Source organism: Variovorax ureilyticus (assembly GCF_037889935.1).
Classification (GTDB): domain Bacteria; phylum Pseudomonadota; class Gammaproteobacteria; order Burkholderiales; family Burkholderiaceae_C; genus Variovorax; species Variovorax ureilyticus.
The window spans coordinates 16277-36920 of sequence record NZ_JBBKZU010000021.1; the positions used below are offsets into that span (position 1 = coordinate 16277).

Below are 20644 nucleotides of genomic sequence, written 5' to 3' on the forward strand. Positions count from 1 at the left end.
CGCACCGCGCCCCTCTGGAGCCGCATCAAGCAATGCGTAGCAGACATCCAGATGGCATTGCCAAGCTGAAGGCCAGAAGCCTAGCGTCAGCGCGCACGCTTCTCCATCTCCCGGCGCAGCTCCTTTCTCTCTAGCGCTTCTGCATACCTCCGCTTTTCATCGGGCGAGAAGGGCCTCAGTGGGGTAACAGGAACTGGCTTGCGGCTCTCGTCGACCGCGACCATGGTGAAGAAGCATGAGTTGACATGTCGGGCCTCCTGCGTCCGGATGTTTTCCGCGACCACCTTGATGCCGACTTCCATCGACGAGGTCCCGGTGTAGTTGATGGACGCAAGGAAGGTCACCAGTTCGCCCACGTAGATCGGCTGCCGGAAGACCACCTGGTCAACCGACATCGTGACGACATAGCACGCGGCATATCGTGCGGCGCATGCGTACGCAACCTGGTCGAGCAGTTTCAGGATCGTTCCACCGTGAACATTCCCTGAGAAGTTGGCGGTGTCCGGCGTCATCAGGACGCTCATCGAAAGCTGGTGCGCGGGCATATCCATGACCCTCTCCATCAGTACAGTGGGATGATTCCGAAGAGGCCAGCCGACGCAGTCATCACGACCTCGAGCAGCGCTGCCCAATTCAGCGTGAATCTCTGGTGGGCACCGAACTCGATCCCCGCAACGCCTATGAGAAGCAGTTCGCTGTCGACTGCGGGTCCGATTCGTCAAGTTCGACGTTGCCGCCAATGGGTGAAGCTTCGAAATGTTCTGGCTTCAAGTCGATTCGAATGCCATCAGAACGCGTGCCTCAGACCCAAGTCGTAGGCGAGCGAACTCTTGGGAGTCACCGCGCCGATGGCCGCCTGCGCGGCTGAATTGTTGGGAGTGGTGCCCGACGGGGCATAGTACGCGCCGCTAGCAGATAGCCCGTTGCGGTACAACTCGTTGTCCTTGTTGTCCACATAGGCGACTGTGGCGTACAGTGCGGTGCGCTTTGAAAGGTTGTGCACGTAGCCGAGCGCGAACTTGTCAGCCTTCGGATCCTTCAGACCGAAGATCTGGTTAGCCACCGGAATACCAGCAGGCAGCGGCAGATCGCTGTACTTCACGCCCGAGTACGAAGCGCGGATCAGGCCAGGGCCGACCGGCACAGTCGCGCCGATGAGCCATCCTTTGGCGCCCGGGTCGGTGAAGCCGAACGCGTTGAATGTGTTGACAGCTGAGCGATCGGTTTCGTTCTTGGCAGCCGAGTACTCTCCGAAGAGTTTCACCACGCCGAAGTTATATGAAGCGCCGATGTTCCAGCTCTTGAGCGTGCCTGTGGTGCCAGCAAAGAAGTTGTCGGCGATCGTCGATTCGCCGTAGGCAGCAGCGACGTCCAGCGGGCCATTCGCGTAACCGAAGCGCCCACCGACGTAACGACCCGCGCGCTGCGTGTTAGCCACGTCAGGGGTCAGCGTACCCGGGTCATACTTCGTCGCTTCGTTGAAAGCGTACATGACCTGGCCGTAGAAACCACCCAGGTTCGGCGGCAGAAAGTAGCCGACCGAGTTGCTGGCGCGAATGTACGTTTGGTTTTGAGTGAAACCCGTTGGAGCACCAGGACCGAAGCCATTGGCCGTGGAAATCAGGTTGGTACCGACACCAACGGTGCCGAACGGATCGAACACATTGTCGTTCCAGAAACTCGGCGTGTAATCACGGCCCAGGCGCACTTCACCGAATGCGCCCGACAGGCTCACGGTCGAACGGCGATTGAAAAGGCCGGTGACGGTCGACCCCGAATTCGCGACGTTGCCCCCCGTGTTGCCGTCGTCGTTGGACAGGCCAGCTTCGAGCCAGAAACTAGCAGCCAAGCCGCCACCGAGGTCCTCAGTGCCACGGAAGCCCAGACGGCTGCTGTTATAGCCCGAGTTCGTCAACTGGTTCTTCGTGACCTTGACTTCCTTGCCGAAGGCGTTTTCCGACTTGTTCGAATAGCCGCTGAAGGTAGCGTCAACGACACCGAACACAGTCACGGACGACTGGGCCGAAGCAACGCCGGCAACAGCCAGAGCAGCCAAGGCGACAAGAGTCTTTTTCATTGCAGATTTTCTCCAAGGTTAAATACGGGACTCGGGTGTGAAGGGCTCTGCGTGGATGTCTCGCATTATATATGTGCCGATATTCGGCACATCGTGCCACTATATGGCGTATATTACGATTTGGTGTCCCATAGGTCAAGGGGCTCGCGATTCCGCGGGTGTCTCGTTGAGAATGCAAAGAGTTCACTGCGGAGAGCACGCCGTTTTGCGCTGCTATGGTCTACCAGTCGCCGCAGGCTCCGATCGATCTTTTGAAGAGTCGCCTCTCGCAGACGAGAAGGCACGGAGCGCAGCGTCGGCGATCCGCCGCAGGGTGCGCTTGCAGGGTGCTTCTCAAATCCAGAAGGGCCTGCACAATCGCCATTCACATCACACAGTGTTCGGCGGCGTGCCCGCCGAAGCATGGGAGCATGTGCTGCTCTTCGAGCAGCGCTGGCCCGAACGAAGGGGCCGTCTGAGCTTTACTCGGCTCGGCGCCCCTCAGCCGGTGCGTCGCCAAGAGCGCCCGGCAGACGAGTGCTCCACGGCCACCGAGGGCCGAGAGCGCACCTGAGGCGTCGCCGCAGCAGTACGGTCAGCGCCAGCACCATAACCGAGGCATCGCTGCGGGGCTCATCTCACCATCAACTGCGGCGACATTCCACCTGGGTGAGCTCCGTAGCTCGGCGCTCTCATTCCAAGGCAGTGCATCGAGCTTGCCCTCAATAGTCCACTGAATCAGAAGAATTGGTGGTGTCGGCGTTGTGGATTGTCGTACTTCCACTTCAGCGGCTTTGGGTCCCTGTTGTGCTGACTGCCCGGCGTCAACTTATCCTGAGCCGCTCAAGACAATTGTCGCCGCCAGCTGACGGATGTATCGCGTGAGCTACTTGGTTGAGCCACGACGAGTAGGTGACAGGAGCCCCGAAGCGCGACCAATAGGCAGCTTGCGCTTCGAGCCTTCTTCGACCAGTCAAGCTATGCGCTGCAACAATGAACCCGCAACGAGCCGGCAGACAACCAATACCGTGCCGATCGATGAGTCCAAAGACCAAATCGGGGCCCCGCGAAACCGCATCAAGAATCTTTTCACCATGTTCGGCACCATAGTGCCGATGGACAAGGGCGACTCCCTTGCGCATTGCAGGCACCACAGAGCCGAATGCACGACCGGACGCACACCGAAATGAATGAGGAGCATCTCCAAGCCCCTCTTTAATTCAAGCGACTCCCGCTTCAAGGCAGCAGCGCTCTCAGAGACGGCATACCTACCGGATTTTGGCCAGTGGCACGTCCGTGCAGCTGCCGTGCGCGACTTCCGCCGCCATGCCGATGCTCTCGCCCAGCGTCGGGTGCGGGTGGATCGTCTTGCCGATGTCGACCGCATCCGCACCCATTTCGATGGCCAGCGCGATCTCGCCGATCATGTCGCCCGCATGGGTGCCGACGATGCCGCCGCCGACGATGCGGTGCGTCTCGGCGTCGAACAGCAGCTTCGTGTAGCCCTCGTCGCGCCCGTTGGCGATGGCCCGGCCGGAAGCGGTCCATGGGAACAGCCCCTTCTCGACCTTCACGCCCGTCGCCTTGGCCTGGTCCTCGGTGAGGCCGACCCAGGCCACTTCAGGATCGGTGTAGGCCACGCTCGGAATCACGCGTGCATTGAAGGCTGCGCTCGCGAGTTCGTGGTCGCCCTTCTGCTCGCCGGCGATCACCTCGGCCGCCACGTGCGCCTCGTGCACCGCCTTGTGGGCCAGCATCGGCTGGCCGATGATGTCGCCGATCGCGAAGATATGCGGCACGTTGGTGCGCATCTGCACGTCCACCGGGATGAAACCGCGGTCAGTCACGGCAACGCCCGCCTTCTCGGCGCCGATCTTCTTGCCGTTCGGGCTGCGGCCGACCGCCTGCAGCACGAGGTCGTAGACCTGCGGCTCCTTCGGCGCCTGCTCGCCCTCGAAGCTCACGCGGATGCCTTCCTTGGTCGCCTCGGCGCCGACGGTCTTCGTCTTGAGCATGATGTTGTCGAAGCGCGGCGTGTTCATCTTCTGCCAGACCTTGACGAGGTCGCGGTCCGCGCCCTGCATCAGCCCGTCGAGCATCTCGACGACGTCGAGGCGCGCGCCGAGCGTCGAGTACACCGAGCCCATTTCGAGGCCGATGATGCCGCCGCCGAGGATCAGCATGCGCTTGGGCTCGATCCCGAGCTGCAGCGCGCCGGTGGAGTCGACGATGCGCGGATCGTCCTTCGGCATGAAGGGCAGCTGCACCGCCTGCGAACCGGCCGCGATGATGCAGTGGCGGAACTTCGCGACCTGCGACTTGCCGCTCGGGTCCTTGCCGTCGCCGCCGGTTTCCTGCACCTTGAGGTGGTACGGATCGACGAATTCGCCGCTGCCGCGCACGGTCGTCACCTTGCGCATCTTGGCCATCGCGGTCAGGCCGCCGGTCAGCTTGCCGACCACCTTGTTCTTGTGGGCGAGCAGCTTGGCGCGATCGATCTTCGGATCGCCGTAGCTGACGCCGAGATCGGCGAAGTGCTTGACCTCGTCCATGACCGCCGCCACGTGCAGCAGCGCCTTGGAAGGAATGCAGCCGACATTCAGGCACACGCCGCCGAGCGTCGCGTAGCGTTCGACCAGCACGACCTTGAGCCCGAGGTCGGCCGCGCGGAAGGCAGCCGAGTAGCCGCCGGGGCCGGCGCCGAGCACCAGCAAGTCGCATTCGACATCGACGGTCGATGCCACCACCGGCGCAGCAGCGGGAGCAGGTGCACGCGCCGGAGCGGGTGCTGCGGCCGCCGGGGCCGGCGCTGGAACTGGGGCAGGCGCAGCGGCTGCGCCCTCCACCGCATCGAGCGTCAGCACGACCGAGCCTTCGCTCACCTTGTCGCCGACCTTCACGGCCACTGCCTTCACCACGCCCGCGTGCGACGAAGGGATCTCCATCGAGGCCTTGTCCGATTCGACGGTGATGAGGGATTGCTCGACCTTGACCGTGTCGCCCGGCTTGACGAGCACCTCGATCACGGCGACGTCCGAGAAATCGCCGATGTCCGGCACTTTAACTTGTACTTTGCCCATCTTCCTGGGGGTGCTTTAAAGCACGAGCCGGCGGTAGTCCGCCAGCAGTTGGCCGAGATATGCGTTGAAGCGTCCCGCAGCAGCGCCGTCGATGACCCGATGGTCCCAGCTCAGACTCAACGGCAGGACGAGCCGCGGCACGAACTGCTTGCCGTCCCAGACCGGTTTCATCTGGCCCTTGGAGAGACCCAGGATCGCCACCTCGGGCGCATTGATGATCGGCGTGAAGTGCGTGCCGCCGATGCCCCCGAGCGAGCTGATCGAGAAACAGCCACCCTGCATGTCGGCCGAGCCGAGCTTGCCGTCGCGCGCCTTCTTGGCCAGTTCGCCCATCTCCTGGCTGATCTGGATGATGCCCTTCTTGTCGGCATCCTTGAGCACCGGCACCACCAGGCCGTTGGGCGTGTCCGCCGCGAAGCCGATGTGGTAGTACTGCTTGTAGACGAGCTGGTCGCCGTCGAGGCTGGTGTTGAACTCGGGGAACTTCTTCAGCGCCGCGACCACGGCCTTGATCACGAAGGCCAGCATCGTCACCTTGACGCCCGACTTCTCGTTCTCCTTGTTGGTGGAGACGCGGAAGGCCTCGAGCTCGGTGATGTCCGCTTCGTCGTTGTTGGTGACGTGCGGAATCATCACCCAGTTGCGGTGCAGGTTGGCGCCACTGAGCTTCTTGATGCGCGACAGGTCCTTGCGCTCGACGGCGCCGAACTTGGTGAAGTCGACCTTCGGCCAGGGGATCAGGCCCAGCGCGGCGCCGTCTCCGCCGCCGGCCGGCGCCTTGGCGCCCGCGGCCTTGGTGCTGACAGCACCGCTCATCACGGCCTTGGTGAAGTTCTGGACGTCTTCCTGCGTGATTCGACCCTTGGGTCCGATGCCCTTGACCTCGTCGAGTGGCACGCCGAGTTCGCGCGCGAACTTGCGCACCGACGGCGATGCGTGCGGCAGCTTGCCGCTGGGTGCGACGGTCGGGTCATGCGGAGCCGGGGCGACCGCGGATGCCGAAGGCGCCACGGCCGGTGCAGGGGCCGACGCCACGGCCGGTGCAGGGGCCGACGCCGTGGCCGGTGCAGGTGCTGCTGCGGCCTGGGCGGGTGCCGGGGCCGGCGCGGCCGCGCCACCGCCAGAGCCTTCAACCACCGCGATTAGGTCGCCGATGTTGACCTTGTCGCCAACCTTGACCTTCAGTTCCTTGAGCACGCCGGCGGCCGATGACGGAATCTCCATCGAGGCCTTGTCCGACTCGACGGTGATGAGCGACTGCTCTTCCTTGATGGTGTCGCCGGGCTTCACCAACACTTCGATCACGGCAACGTCCTTGAAGTCGCCGATGTCGGGCACCTTCACTTCGATCAGGCCTGCGGCCGCGGCCGGAGCCGGGGCTGCTGCAGCCGGGGCAGGTGCCGGCGCTGGCGCCGCAGCGGCAGGCGCCGCCGCCGGAGCCGCTGCAGCCGCGCCTTCGGCTTCAAGCACCAGCACCACGGAGCCTTCGCTCACCTTGCTGCCGACCTGGACCTTGAGTTCCTTCACCACGCCGGCCTGGCCCGACGGAATCTCCATCGACGCCTTGTCCGACTCCACCGTGATCAGCGACTGCTCGGCCTTGACCGTGTCGCCGACCTTCACCAGCACCTCGATAACCGCGACTTCGTCAAAGTCTCCAATGTCGGGAACGCGTAACTCCATCAGGCCCATCAGGAGCACTCCCTAGCCATTGCCGCAATGGTCTTGGCATCGACGCCAAAAAAGCTACGCAGTGCGGCCCGCGTATCGCTGCGGCCAAAACCGTCGGTGCCAAGCGTCCGGTATGGCCTCCCCTCTGGCACGTACGCGCGAATGCTTTCGGGCACCGCGCGCACATAGTCGGTGGCAGCAATCACCGGGCCTTGGCTTGCACCCAGTTGACGTGCGATGAAGGGCAGGTCACCGGTTGCACTGCAACCTTGGCCGTCGCGGGCCAACTCGCTCCAGCTGGTGACACTGAAGACCTCGCTGGCAACGCCTTCGTTGGCCAGGATCTGCGCGGCCTTGATTACTTCGGTGAGAATCGCACCCGAGCCCATCAACGTGACCTTCTGTTTCGCATCCGCCAGGCCGTAGGTGCCGAAGCGATAGCAGCCACGCAGGACGTCCGAATGCGCATCCGCCGGCAGGTCAGGCTGCGCGTAGTTCTCGTTCATCAGGGTGATGTAGTAGAAGACGTCGCGCTGCTCGACGAGAATCTCGCGCATGCCCGCATCCACGATTACCGCCATCTCGCCAGCGAAGGCCGGATCGTAGGCCTTGCAGTTGGGAATGGTGGCCGCCACCAGGTGGCTGGTACCGTCCTGGTGCTGAAGGCCCTCCCCGCCCAGCGTGGTGCGGCCCGAGGTGGCACCCAGCAGGAAGCCACGGGCGCGCTGGTCCGCCGCCGCCCAGATCGCGTCGCCCACGCGCTGGAAGCCGAACATGGAGTAGTAGATGTAGAACGGCAGCATCGCCAGGCCGTGCACGCTGTAGCTGGTCGCAGCCGCCGTCCAGCTCGCAATCGCGCCGGCCTCGCTGATGCCCTCTTCCAGAATCTGCCCGTTAGTGGCCTCGCGGTAGCTGAGCACCGAGCCGATGTCCTCCGGCGCGTAGCGCTGGCCAACGCTCGAATAGATGCCGACCTGCTTGAACAGATTGGCCATGCCGAAGGTGCGCGCCTCGTCGGCGACGATAGGAACGATGCGGGGTCCGAGCGCCTTGTCCTTCATGAGATTGCCCAACATGCGCACGAAGGCCATGGTGGTGCTCATCTCCTTGCCGGCGGCGCCGATCGCGAACTGTGCGTAGCCTGCCAGCTCGGGTATCGGTACCGTGTCACAGAGCGTCTCGCGGCGCGGCATGGCACCGCCCAAGGCGGCTCGGCGTTCCTTCAGATACCGCATCTCGGCGCTGTCCTCAGCCGGCTTGTAGAAGGCGAGCGTGGTTGCCTGCTCGTCAGTCAATGGCAGATTGAATCGATTGCGGAAGGCCAGCAGTTCGCTCTCGTCCAGCTTCTTCTGCGAGTGCGTGGTCATCTTGCCTTGGCCCGCGGTGCCCATGCCGTAACCCTTCTTGGTGTGGGCCAGGATCACGGTCGGCTGGCCGCGATGCGCGGCCGCTGCGGCGTAGGCGGCGTGAATCTTCACAAGGTCGTGGCCCCCTCGCTTGAGCCGGTCGATCTGCTCGTCAGTCATACCCTGAGCCAGACGGATCAGGGCCTCGTTCTGCCCGAAGAAGTGATCGCGGTTGTAGCGGCCATCCTTTGCGGCAAAGGTCTGCATCTGGCCGTCGACCGTGTTCGCGAAGGCGCGTGTGAGCGCGCCGTTCACATCACGCGCGAAAAGCCCATCCCAATCGCTGCCCCACACGAGCTTGATGACGTTCCAACCCGCGCCGGCGAAGAGCTTCTCGAGCTCGTCGATGATCCGCCCGTTGCCCCGCACCGGTCCGTCGAGCCGCTGCAGATTGCAGTTGACGACCCACACGAGGTTGTCGAGCTTCTCGCGCGCCGCGAGCGTGAGCGCGCTCATCGATTCGGGCTCATCCATCTCGCCGTCGCCGAACACGCCCCACACCTTGCGCCCTTCGCAGTCCAGCAAGTTGCGGTGCGTGAGATAGCGCATGAAGCGCGCGTGATAGATCGAGCTGATCGGGCCGATGCCCATCGAGCCGGTCGGGAACTGCCAGAAGTCCGGCAACAGGTACGGATGCGGATAACTGCACAGGCCCCGCGCCCCGTCGGCCAAGTCGATTTCCTGACGATAGTGCTGCAGATCCTGTTCGCCCAAGCGCCCTTCGAGGAAAGCACGCGCATACACACCCGGGGCGCTGTGCGCCTGGAAGAAGACCAGGTCGCCCCGATGAGCCCCATCCCGCGCGTGGAAGAAGTGGTTGAAACCCAACTCGAACAGATCGGCCGCGCTGGCATAGCTCGCGATGTGACCGCCCAGTTCGCCATAAGCTTGGTTGGCACGCACCACCATCGCGAGCGCGTTCCAGCGCATGAGGGAGCCAATCCGCTCCTCGATCGCCAGGTCGCCCGGAAAGGCCGGCTGCGCCTCAACAGGAATGCTGTTGATGTACGGCGTGTTGAGGTTGGGCTGCCAACCCGTACGCATTTCCCGTGCGAGGCATTCCAGGTTTTGAAGGACGAATCGTGCCCGTGCCGGCCCGTGCACTTGAAGCAGTGCTCGAAATGCGTCTTGCCATTCGGCGGTCTCGGCCGGGTCCTCGTCCAAGGTGAGGTGCTCTGTTGACATGTCCATAGCGGGGATGTGGATGAGTTGGGTTGCCTCTCGTGGGCCGAAAGCAGCGATTGACTGCCTGGCCATGCACGAAAATCGATCTATGTGCCGTTTATAGGTACATCGTACCGTTAAATGAATTATCTGACCTTGACTTCTGCCGTGTCAAGCGATGACTTCCGACCTTATGACGCCCCATCGGGGCGACCCGAAGCTCAGAGGACGCGCTCTTCAAGGGGCGTCTCGGCATGGCGCTCATTTGGAGGTGATCGCGTTGCCCTCGGCTGAACAAACCAGCGCGACGTCGCAAGGCTTGACCGGCGATTCACAAAGGCGTAGCATTTTATCTATCGGTACATCGTTCCTTTTATCGGCACACAAACTTCGGAATCGTCCCCACCACGACCGAGACCCTCAACCCACGGAGCAACTCATGGAAACCCTACTGAATCAGCCACGCCTCACGGAGATTGCCAAGCGCAACGGGATCGATGCCTTCGTCGCGACCTCCCCGGAAAACGTTACCTATGCCAGCGGCTACTGGGCGCTCTCGCAGTGGATTCGGCGAGGCCCGCAGGTGCATGTGCTTCTGCCGGTGAAGAACCTCGCTGCATCGCGCGTCATTGCGCCCACGTCCCTGCTCGACCAGCTCGTCGACCAGGAGGACGTATGGATCCCCAACGTCTCGCGGTATGGCTTCTTTCACGTCGACAAAAGCGATGCGCCTCTCGGCCAAGCGGATGCCCGTCTGCTGGAACTGTTCAGCCAGCCCGATGAAAAGGATGCCATCGCCGCCCTGGTGAAGGCACTGCGGGCCGAAGGCCTCGATCGGTCAACCTTGGCCGTCGATGAACTGGGATTGATGCCGGGCCATTGGGAGCGGCTGCAACAGGAGCTCCCTAACGCCAAGCTCGTTCCCGCCATGAAGCTCTTCAGGGAGATCCGGGCCGTCAAGACGCCGCAGGAAGTCGAACGGCTTCGCAGGATCGCGACGATCACCGAAGAGTCCGTCGAAGCGGGCCTGAAGCTGGCGCGCCCCGGAGTGACCGAACTCGAGATGGCGCGCGCATTTCATGCGAAGACCGTCGACAGCGATGCGACGCCTGTTCTTGGCTGCCTCGGCTTTGGCACGCGATCCGCAATGCCGAATGTCTATCCGTCCGAGGCCAAGCTGAAGATGGGCGACGTCATTCGCTTCGACGCGGGTGGACGCTATAGACACTATCGTGCGGACCTGGCACGCATCGCCGTTCTCGGCGAACCGAGCGACAAGATGAAGACGTATCACAAGGCGCTTCACAACGGCGTGATCGCCGCATTCGAAGCCATTCGACCCGGCGTTCGAGCATCACAGGTGTATGAAGCAGCCATGGATGCGACTCGCAGGTCGGGTATCCCGCACTACTCGAGAAGCCATGTGGGCCATGGCATTGGTCTGGACGGCTACGACATGCCCGACCTGATCCCGAGCAATGACCAGGTCATCGAGGAAGGAATGGTCATGTGCGTGGAAACGCCCTACTACGAGTTCGGGTGGTGCGGGCTCCAGGTCGAGAACACCGTGGTCGTCCGCAAGGACGGTGTCGAACTCCTCCATCGCGAGGACGGACAGCTGAAGGTACTCGCGTGAGCACCCCTGTCGCGCTCAGGTGCCTGCGTTGCGGCACCCTCTACGCTCCGGACCGTCTTGCACCCGGGTGTGAAAGATGTTCCGGAGGCCTGGCGAGCAACCTTCGCGTGCAGTACGGCAAGGACGATGTCACTCGCTGGGATTTCGGCAACCCCGGCCGTGCTCGGCCCGGCCTTCAACGCTTCAGCGCCATGTTGCCGGTGACGGAGGATCAGTTCGTCACACTGGGCGAGGGCGACACCCCTCTCCATGCCACCAGCAGGCTCGCCAAGTACCTTGGCCTCGAGAATCTGTATGTCAAGGACGAGTCCCGCAACCCAACCCATTCCTACAAGGATCGCCTGAGCGCCGTTGCAGTCTCATACGCGAAGAAGGTGGGGGCGCCCGCAGTCGCAACCGCATCGTCCGGCAACGCCGGGGCTTCGCTCGCGGCCTATGCGGCCCGCGCCGGCTTGCCCTGCGTGGTCGCGTCCATGAAAGGCGCCGCGGGTCCGATGGTGTCCCAGATCCGCAAGCTCGGTGCGCATCTGATCCTGATGGAAGACAAGACGCAACGCTGGCCGTTTCTCGCCGAGGCAGCGAAGCGATATGGCTGGTTCATCACATCGCCCTACTCTGCGCCCGTCATCGGAAGCACGCCCATCGGCATCGAAGGCTACAAGACCATCGCCTACGAGATCTACCAGGATCTGGGTCGCGTGCCCGATTGGATCGCCTTGCCCGTGTGCTACGGGGACGCCCTGGCCGGAATTCATCAAGGCTTTGTCGACCTGAAGGACTCGGGCACCACGAGCCGCATCCCTCGCTTCCTCGCGGCTGAGGCCCATGGGTCTCTTGCCCGGGCCATGTCGAGCGGGTCCGAACGGGTTGACGCGGTAACGGCAGAGTACGAAACACTTGCGTCGTCCGTGGGTGCACCGCAAAGCGCGTACCAGGCCCTGATGGCTCTCAGACAGTCCGAAGGTGTCGCGGTCAAGATCACGAACGAGGGCCTCCTCGAGCTTCAGGAGCTCGTCGGATCACTCGAAGGCCTGTTCTTCGAGCTGGCCAGCGTCATGCCGTTTGCCGCAGTGCGTCAACTGCGCAAGCAACGAGTCGTTGCGAGCGACGACCTGGTCGTGTGTCTGGCCACGGCTTCCGGCCTGAAGGACATCGACAAATCGACTCGAGAGTGGGCGGAGATTCCGATCAACAGGCAACCTCAGGAGGAACTGCTGGAAGCGGCGAAGTCTGCCGCGCAGCAGACCTTGGCCAGGCTTTCCAACGTGCCATCAGATGCCGCTACGTGACCATCGACTTCGAACAGCCCACTGATAACCCTCGCTTCCCCCGATCCAAACCGGAGACACACCATGAACCGCCGTCATCTCATCTGCGCCGCAGCCTTCGCATCCTTGTCGCCATTCCTGGGAGGTGCGTACGCGCAGGATGCGTTCCCCTCGAAACCCGTCAAGGTCGTCGTCCCGTTCGTAGCCGGCAGTGCGCCGGACGCCTTTGCACGGATCGTCGGCGACAAGCTGGCCACCATCGTCGGAAAGCCGATGGTCATCGAGAACAAGCCCGGTGCGACCGGCATCATCGGAACCGAGCTGGTCGCGCGTGCGGCGCCTGACGGCTACACACTTCTGGTGGCAACACCTTCGACGACGATTCTGGCGGCGTCAAACCGTCCGCTGAGCTTCAACCCCGTCAAGGATCTCCAGTCCATCAGCATGGGCGTCTATATGTCACCCATTCTGGTCACCGGAGGCAATTCGCCGATCACGGACGTCAAGACGATCATCGCCATGGCGAAGGCCCATCCCGGGAAATTGACTTTCGGATCCGGCGGCGTGGGCAACTCCCAGCACCTGGCCGCGGAGATGTTCAAGCAGATGGCGGGTATCGAGATGCTGCATGTCCCATTCCAAGGTACTCCCCTCATCGTGCCTGGTCTCGTGCGCGGCGAGGTCGATCTGACGTTTGCCGACGCGAGCTCACTGCCGCTCATCAAGTCCGGCAAGCTCCGGGCGATCGCCGTGGGCTCGCCCACACGGAGCAAGTCGCTGCCGGACGTACCCACGGTCGCGGAGTCCGGCTTGCCGGGCTTCAACTACCAAAGCTGGTTTGGATTCATGACGAACGCGGGGACGCCCAAGTCCATCGTGGCTTTCTGGAACGGCGCCATGAACCAGGCGCTGGCGGACCCCGCCGTCCAGGCGAAGCTATCGGCCGCCGGCATGGAGGCGGCCCCGGGGACTGCGGCGGCGATGGATGCGTTCATTGCCGACGACACAAAGCGCTGGACAAAGGTCATCCAAACCGCGGGAATCAAGTTCGACTGAGCGCAGCGACAACACGGTATGCGTACGACCACCGTCTCCCTGGAGGATCTCCAAAGCGTGATAGCGCGCGCGCTGCGGCTGCACGGGGCGTCAGAACCCGTTGCAGAACATGTTGCCGAGGCGCTGGGGCGCGCGGAGCAGCGGGGCAACACCCATTGTGGTCTCCGGCATCTGGAACATGACTGCGCGCAACTCATGAGCGGCCGGGTGCTGGGGACCGTCACTCCCGCAATATATCGCCCTCGGCCGGGCCTGATCCATGTCGACGCGAAAAACGGCTTTGCACAACCGGCGTTCGCGATGGGGTTGCCCGACGCACTCAGCGCCGCCCGCACGCTTGGCGTGGGCGTCCTCGCCATCAGCAAGGCCTACACGTGCGCGGCGCTCGGCTACTTCCCTGAAAGGATTGCGCAGCACGGATTCATCGGTGTGGCCTTCACCACCGCTTCGGCCAGGGTGGCTGCGCCGGGCGGCTCGAAGCGCGTGCTAGGAACCAATCCGATGGCCATGTCGGTTCCCGATGGCAAGGGCGCCATCGCATTCCAGTTCGACCAGTGCACGAGCGCCGCCAATCTGCGACACGTGCGAGAGGCCGCCGCAAGGGCCGCGCCGATTCCTCAAGGCTGGGCTGTTTCGCCAAATGGCCATCCGACCACCGACGCCCTCAAGGCTCTTGCAGGCGCCCTCCTTCCCGCCGGTGGCAGCAGAGGATTCGGCATCGGGTTGATGGCGGAGGTGCTGGGCTCGTTCTACACCGATTCCGCGATGTCGCTCGACACCGAGAATCTGCAGTCTCCCTCCGGACCCGCTCACGGGATCGGGGTCTTTTGCCTCTTGCTAGATCCAGCGGCCATCGCAGGCGCTCATTTCTGGAGCAAGCTGGATCGCTTGAAGGAATCCATCCTTTCCGAGCCCGGAACACGCCTACCAGGCACTCGGCGGGAAACCCAGCCGAGCATCACGGTCGAGATCGACGCATGGGAACGGGCTCAATCCCTGGCGCGGTCGCAAATCGGTGGCAGAGTGATCGCTCATTAGCCGCCTGTCCTGCACTCAAGATCCCCTGAGCGGGAGGAAGGGCCGATAATTGGCTATCGGCACAATGCACCAATTAATGGCACATGACTTCCACGAACCAGTCGCTATCACGAGGCTTGGCGCTTCTGGATGCTATCAACGACAGTGCGCAACCTCTTGGCATTCGTGAACTCGCAAGACTTCAGGACATCAGTCCCTCGATCGTCCAGAGACTGGCGACGACCCTCCTGGAAGCCGGCTACCTTCAACAGGTGGCCGAGACAAGGAAGTACCGATTGGGAGTGCGCGCGCTCGCACTGGGTTCCGCGATGGTTCGGACCGATGCGCTATATGCGAGTGCCTCGGAGGAACTGCGGTTCCTTGCGGAGCACCACCAGTTGAATGGCTACCTCGGGGTGATTCAGCAGGATGCCGTCGTGTATCTCCACACCGTGCAAAGCCATGGCGCCATTGCGATCCGGGCCGAGGCGGGACAGCGTATCTCGCCGCACGCGACCGCCATTGGCAAGTCCCTTCTTGCTTACCTTCCGCCTGATCGCGCAAACGCCGTCCTTGGTCCGGCACCCTACTCCGCACGGACCAAGCGGACCATTACGACCGTTCGTGCCCTGCAAAAAGAACTTGAGGAGACTCGCAAGCGAGGTTATGCGATCGCTGATGAGGAGAACGATCTTGGCATTGCCTCCATTGGCGCCCCGGTTCGCGACAAGGATGGGATCGTTGTAGCTGCGATCAGCGTCGCGTTCTTGAAAGCACAGCGAGGCGTAAAGGAGTGGCCGGAAATTGCCAGGATGGTTGTTCGCGCGGCCCAAAAATGCTCGAGTGCTCTGGGCTACTCGGCGACGCTGCAGGGCCTCCATCAATGAGTTCAGGCGGGGCCGGACTCGGGACCCTTCTCGGCATGGTGCGATGGATCGACAGCCTGAGGTCGGTGCCAACGAGGTCGGCATTCGTGCGTCGCAGACGGGTCTGAGCCGTACCGGCGTCTTCGACATCTGCAAGCGCCATGAGGCGGCCGGCGCCAAGGCGTTGCGAGACGCCCCTGGAGGCCGCAAGCTGGGCGACGGACGGCGCCTGGATACGGCCCAGGAGGCAGCAGTGCGCAAGCTCATCACCGACAAGACGCCCGATCAGCTGAAGATGCCGTACGCGCTGTGGACTCGCGCAGCGGTAGGGGAACTCATCGAGCAGCGCTTCGGGATCCGCTTGCCGGTGCGCACGATGGGGCTGTACCTGGCGCGCTGGGGCTTCACGCCTCAGAAGCCCATGAAGAAGGCCTACGAGCAGTCGCCTGCGGCGGTGAAGAAGTGGCTCGAGGAGGAATATCCCGTCATCGCCGCGTGCGCCAAGGTCGAAGGGCGCGGAGATCCACTGGGGCGATGAGACCGGGCTTCGCAGCGACGACGTGCGTGGTCGCAGTTACGCGCCCAGGGGCGAGACCCCGGTCGTGCGAGTGAACAACAAGCGCCACGGCCTGTCGGTCATCTCCACGGTCACCAACAAAGGGCAGATGCGCTGGAAGGCCTACGACGGCGCGCTCAACTCCGACATCCTGATCGACTTCCTGCGCCGCCTCATCAAGGACGCGGGCCGCAAGATCTATCTGATCCTGGACAACCTCCGCGTGCATCACAGCAGGCCCGTAAAGGCCTGGCTTGCCGAGCACAAGCACGAGATTGAGGTGTTCTACCTGCCGAGCTACAGCCCGGAGCTCAACCCCAACGAGATGGCCAACGCCGATCTCAAGCAGGCCGTCACGAAGCTCGCCCCGGCCCGCACGAAGTTGCAGTTGGTCAAGGCCGCCGCGAGGCACCTGAGCAGCGTGCAACGCAAACCTGAACGCATCAAGAGTTACTTCGAACACGAGCCGGTTCGCTATGCGGCCTGATTCAAGTTCGTTCATGCCGAATCAATAAGCACAGCATCGCGGTACGCGACAACGTTTCGACGCAATGCGAGGATCAGCGCAAACGTATGCTCGGGGACTGTGTTGAGCGCGTAGCCCCAGATGTTGACGACGGTGACCCCCGAGCTTGGCAGGCGACCTTGTCCACGAAGTCCGTTCCGGTCGCTGCGACGGCGACGAGCCGCAAGGAAGGCAGCGCCTCAAGTGTCCGCGCCGTGATGGGCGCCTTGTTGGTGATGGCGACACTCGCACCCTGAAGCCGCGCGGCGACTTGGTCTGGCAAGGTGCTTGCGTGCTCAACTATTTCGTGATCGAAGTCTGGTCGCCGCAGACGTGTCTGCGGTGCGATGGTGGAACGATCAAGAAAGACAATTTTTTGCATGATGGTCTCAAGCATCAGTTAGACGATTCCAGCAACCGCTTAGCCTCTGCGACGATTGCAGATGGCGTGATGCCGAACTTCTCGTACAGGGCATCCGCAGGGCCGGACGCCCCAAATCCAGTCATGCCGACAAACCCGCCGCGCTGGCCCAGATAACGGTCCCAGCCGAAGCGGACAGCCGCCTCGATGGCAACCGTTGCGGAACCAGGTTTGAGCACCTGTGCTCGATAAACCTCGTATTGCGCATCGAAGAGTTCCCAGGATGGCATCGACACCACCGCAGTGGCGACACCCTCGGCCTGAAGCCGCTCGCGCGCCCTGAGCGCGATCGCTACTTCGGAACCCGTCGCCAGCAATGTCACGGCTCGTTCGCCTCCCTCACCTTCGGCAAGCACGTATGCCCCGCGACGACACAGGTTTTCTTGCACATGCGTCTTTCGAACCGTCGGCAAGGACTGGCGGGCGAAGACAAGCGTCGAAGGGCCGCTGTTATGCTCCAACGCGACTTCCCAGCACTCGGCTGCCTCGACCGCATCCGCAGGTCGAAGGACCAGCATGTTGGGCATTGCGCGCAGAGATGCCAGGATCTCGACGGGTTGATGGGTGGGCCCGTTCTTCCCGACGCCGATCGAATCATGGCTGAACACGAACTTCACGGGCAGCCCCATCAGGGCCGCCATACGCATCGCCGGGCGTTCATAGTCCGAGAAAGCCAGGTATGTAACGGCCAGCGGCAAAACACCGCCATGAGCCGCCATGCCGTTGGCCATCGAGCCCATCAGGTGCTCGCGAACCCCGCAGTGCACGTAGGCACCGCTACGATCGTCGGCGGTGAACGCCTTCAGACGGCGCTTGTGACTCGTCGGGGCCTCAAGATCCGCGCAGCCCACCATCCGTTCGGGCAACACATCCTTCAGGAGATCGTTGATTTCACCCGAGATCATGATGCCGCCAGGGGCCTCGGCGAGATCGAGCGCACGCCGCTTGTAGTCAAGCAGCACGCCGCGCCAGCCCTCCGGGAGCTCGCCCGCAAGTACACGATCGAACTCGGCTCGCTCGTGGGCGGCCAAAGCATCGCGGCGAGCTTGCCATGCCGCATGATCGGCCTCGCTGCGGCGGCCAGCCTCTCGCCACGATTTGAGCTCGGGTGCGGGAATTTCGAACGGCGCATAGGGCCAATCCAGTTCGTTGCGCGCCACGTCCGCGTCCTCGGGGTGGAGGCGCCCGCTGTGTCCGCCACGCTGGCCTTGGAGGCGTGCCAGCCCCTTGGCGATCACAGTGCGGCAAGCAATGAACGACGGACGCAGGTCCGACTTCGCGGCGGTCAATGCGGCCGATACAGCCTCCAGGTCGTGACCGTCGACCTCGACCACGTGCCACCCAGCGACCCGGAAGCGCTCGGCCACGTCCTCGCTGATCGAAAGGTCAGTACTCCCGTCATCCGTAATGCGGTTATCGTCCCACAGTAGCGTCAACTTGCTCAGGCGTAGATGGCCTGCCAACGAGATCATCTCCTGACCGACCCCCTCCTGCAGGCAGCCGTCTCCGACAAATGCGTAGGTGCGATGATCCACCAGCTGCGACCCGAATCGGGCGCTCAGATATGCCTCGGCGACTGCCATGCCGAAGGCATTCGCGATTCCCTGACCGAGCGGACCCGTGGTCACTTCGATGCCGCTGGCCACATCGAATTCCGGGTGTCCTTCGGTATGTGCACCGAGTTCACGAAAGCGTCTGATCTCCTCGATCGGAAAGCGCTCGTAACCCGTCAGGTGCAACAACGCGTACAGCAACATAGACCCGTGACCATTGGAAAGGACAACCCGGTCCCGATCGGGCCAGGTCGGGTCGCCGGCCATGAATTTCAGGTGACGGGTATAGAGCGCAGTCGCAATTTCCGCCATGCCCAGCGGCACGCCCTGATGTCCCTCGCCCGCTTTGACAATGGCATCGATCGCTAGGAAGCGGATGGCGTTGGCAAGTTTTGAAGGTTCCGGTTTTGACATGACAAGGTTCTCCTGGACGCGCCGGGCCAAAGCCCTGCGCGTTGCTTAGGTTCATAGTTGGTTGAGGTTAGAAACGAGCCGGTCTGAGACGCCGTTCTCAGAGGAATCCGATCGATAGCCAGGGTACGGCGGCGACTACGGCCAGGCCCACGATGAGCGCAAGCATGTATCCCCAGATGGCCGTCAGCCCTTCGTTGGGGTTGACGCGTCCTACGGTGCACGCCGCGTAGTAGCCGACACCAACCGGAGGCGCGAAGAGTCCGATACCCATCGCCAGAATCACCACCATCGCGTACTGGACCTCATGGATTCCGAGGCTCTTGGCAATAGGAAACACCAGCGGCGCAAACAACACGAGGGCTGGAATTCCTTCGAGCACGCTCCCCAGGATGATGAATGCAATGATCGACACGATCATGAAGACAGGAGCACCGCCAGGCAGGCTCCTCATCATCGACGCCAGATCACGCGAAAAGCCTGACTGCGTCAGAGACCAGGCCACGGCAGTGGCCGCCCCGATGATGAAAAGGATCGCTCCGGACAGCGTGGCTGTCTCGGCCAGCATGGCGCCGAGTCGTCGAAGATCGAGGTGACGATAGATGGCGATTCCGACGATCAACGAGTACACGATCCCGATCGTCGAAACCTCGGTGGCTGTTGCGACACCTTCGACGACCGCGGAACGGATGACAAACGGCAGCGCGAGGGCCGGGAATGCGATCACGAACGAGGACAGGATCTCCCGACGCGTCGACCGGGTCACCTTCGAGAGGTCCTCTTTTCGATAGCGCCACCAAACGACGCCACACAGCGCGATTCCCAGTGCGAGACCGGGGACAAGGCCTCCCGTGAAGAGCGCGGCTATCGAGACCCCGGTGACGGAGCCGATCGTGATGACCACAATACTCGGAGGAATGGTCTCGGTCTGCGCTCCACTGGCAGCAAGGAGCGCAACCAAGTCACCAGGCTTTGCGCCGCGTTTCTGCATTTCAGGAAACAGCGCCGGAGCGAACGCCGCCATGTCGGCCGTCTTTGAGCCCGAGATACCCGAAACGAGGTACATGGCGCCGATGAGCACATAGGACAGACCTCCTCGAACATGGCCCAGCAAAGAGGCAAGAAATCCGACCATGGCGCGTGCCATTCCGTTCGCCTCGATCAGCAACCCAAGATAGACGAAGAGTGGAACGGCCAACAGGATCAGGTGGCTCATGCCCTCGTCCATCCGGCCGGCAAGGACAACAGTGGGTGTACTGGTCGAGAGAGTGACGTACGAGAGGGCCGACAGCGCGAACACGAAGGCAATCGGGATGCCGAGAAAGACCCCGACCGCAATCATCCCGACCAGGAAGATCAGCAGATTCCAGTTGCCGAGCTGCATTAGCCAGGGCCTGCCGACAAAGTAGAGCGCCGAGCCCACGATCAGAATTGCGATGGCGGTCGCCAGGATTCGCTTGTAGAGATGCATTCTCACGATGCGGCAGACGGCGAATGCGATCATCAGCACCACACCCGTCGGGAACGCCGCGGCGCGCCACGCGTTCGAGATCTCCAGGGCCGGAGTGATGACGATGATCTCGTCGATCGCGTACTCGATGGCCGGGTGCACGATCAGGACCAGAAAAGCCAGAGGTACCGCAAGACCGAGAACGTCGAGCAACTGACGCGTTGACCCCTTCCTCCCATCCGAGAAGGCAGTCATCTTCATGTGACTGTTGCGTTGGAAAGCCACCGCCGCGCCAAGCATCGCCAGCCAGATGAAGAGTATGGAGGCGAGCTCATCGGACCAGGTGACGGGCGCACCAAGTGCATACCGCGCCACCACGCCGATGAACAGAACGGCGATCTCTATCACCAGGATCGTCGAAGCCAGCACCTCGACCACCCGACGCAGGCCATTCTCAAACCATGAGATGCTGCCGGCGCTTGGTCGTTCGACGGCCAGCATATTGGGGTCTACGCGGGTGTCCATGGT

The 20644-nt window shown here is 62.7% G+C and carries 13 protein-coding genes and 1 pseudogene; 6 read left to right on the top strand and 8 right to left on the bottom strand.

The genetic code is table 11. The features are described 5' to 3' along the window. Positions 1-86 precede the first annotated feature (86 nt). The 5 genes from WKW77_RS30955 to mdeB form a co-directional block, all read right to left on the bottom strand. Complete coding sequence (locus tag WKW77_RS30955) at positions 87-551, bottom strand: acyl-CoA thioesterase (protein ID WP_340360725.1); 465 nt, start codon at positions 549-551, stop codon at positions 87-89. Between the two features lie 236 nt (positions 552-787). Beyond that, positions 788-2077 (bottom strand): porin, encoded by a 1290-nt coding sequence (locus tag WKW77_RS30960; protein ID WP_340360726.1) that lies wholly within the window; start codon positions 2075-2077, stop codon positions 788-790. Positions 2078-3324: 1247 nt separating this feature from the next. Next, complete coding sequence (gene lpdA / locus WKW77_RS30965; protein WP_340360727.1) at positions 3325-5136, bottom strand: dihydrolipoyl dehydrogenase; 1812 nt, start codon at positions 5134-5136, stop codon at positions 3325-3327. A gap of 15 nt (positions 5137-5151) precedes the next feature. After that, positions 5152-6819: a dihydrolipoyllysine-residue acetyltransferase gene (gene aceF, locus WKW77_RS30970; protein WP_422823300.1), complete on the bottom strand. Its 1668-nt coding sequence runs from the start codon at positions 6817-6819 to the stop codon at positions 5152-5154. A gap of 8 nt (positions 6820-6827) precedes the next feature. Then, on the bottom strand, positions 6828-9404 hold the full coding sequence (mdeB, locus tag WKW77_RS30975; protein ID WP_340360729.1) for an alpha-ketoglutarate dehydrogenase: 2577 nt from the start codon (positions 9402-9404) through the stop codon (positions 6828-6830). A gap of 244 nt (positions 9405-9648) precedes the next feature. On the opposite strand from mdeB, the gene WKW77_RS30980 reads away from it, so the two are divergent. The 6 genes and pseudogenes from WKW77_RS30980 to WKW77_RS31005 all read left to right on the top strand — a co-directional run bounded on the left by WKW77_RS30980 (position 9649) and on the right by WKW77_RS31005 (position 16263). Continuing rightward, positions 9649-11013: a M24 family metallopeptidase gene (locus WKW77_RS30980; RefSeq protein ID WP_340360798.1), complete on the top strand. Its 1365-nt coding sequence runs from the start codon at positions 9649-9651 to the stop codon at positions 11011-11013. Between the two features lie 107 nt (positions 11014-11120). Next, a complete protein-coding gene (locus WKW77_RS30985; protein WP_340360730.1) occupies positions 11121-12302 on the top strand; it encodes a pyridoxal-phosphate dependent enzyme in 1182 nt (393 codons plus the stop codon). A 63-nt stretch (positions 12303-12365) separates the two neighbouring features. Beyond that, a complete protein-coding gene (locus tag WKW77_RS30990) occupies positions 12366-13337 on the top strand; it encodes a Bug family tripartite tricarboxylate transporter substrate binding protein (protein ID WP_340360731.1) in 972 nt (323 codons plus the stop codon). Positions 13338-13355: 18 nt separating this feature from the next. Beyond that, positions 13356-14375 carry an Ldh family oxidoreductase gene (locus WKW77_RS30995; protein ID WP_340360732.1) on the top strand — a complete coding sequence of 340 codons (1020 nt, stop codon included), beginning with the start codon at positions 13356-13358 and terminating at the stop codon, positions 14373-14375. An 83-nt stretch (positions 14376-14458) separates the two neighbouring features. Further along, positions 14459-15241, top strand: coding sequence for an IclR family transcriptional regulator (locus tag WKW77_RS31000; protein WP_340360733.1), 783 nt, complete (start codon positions 14459-14461; stop codon positions 15239-15241). A gap of 43 nt (positions 15242-15284) precedes the next feature. Then, positions 15285-16263: pseudogene (locus WKW77_RS31005) on the top strand (IS630 family transposase). A 73-nt stretch (positions 16264-16336) separates the two neighbouring features. On the opposite strand, the gene WKW77_RS31010 reads toward WKW77_RS31005, so the two are convergent. The 3 genes from WKW77_RS31010 to WKW77_RS31020 all read right to left on the bottom strand — a co-directional run bounded on the left by WKW77_RS31010 (position 16337) and on the right by WKW77_RS31020 (position 20641). After that, positions 16337-16678 carry a Rossmann-fold NAD(P)-binding domain-containing protein gene (locus WKW77_RS31010; protein ID WP_340360734.1) on the bottom strand — a complete coding sequence of 114 codons (342 nt, stop codon included), beginning with the start codon at positions 16676-16678 and terminating at the stop codon, positions 16337-16339. Continuing rightward, positions 16678-18669: a transketolase gene (gene tkt, locus WKW77_RS31015; RefSeq protein WP_340360735.1), complete on the bottom strand. Its 1992-nt coding sequence runs from the start codon at positions 18667-18669 to the stop codon at positions 16678-16680. Before tkt ends, WKW77_RS31010 begins: the two co-directional genes overlap by 1 nt. Before the next feature lie 97 nt (positions 18670-18766). Then, the gene (locus WKW77_RS31020) at positions 18767-20641 is read right to left on the bottom strand and encodes a TRAP transporter large permease (RefSeq protein WP_340360736.1); all 1875 of its coding nucleotides are present in this window, start codon (positions 20639-20641) and stop codon (positions 18767-18769) included. Positions 20642-20644 lie beyond the last annotated feature (3 nt).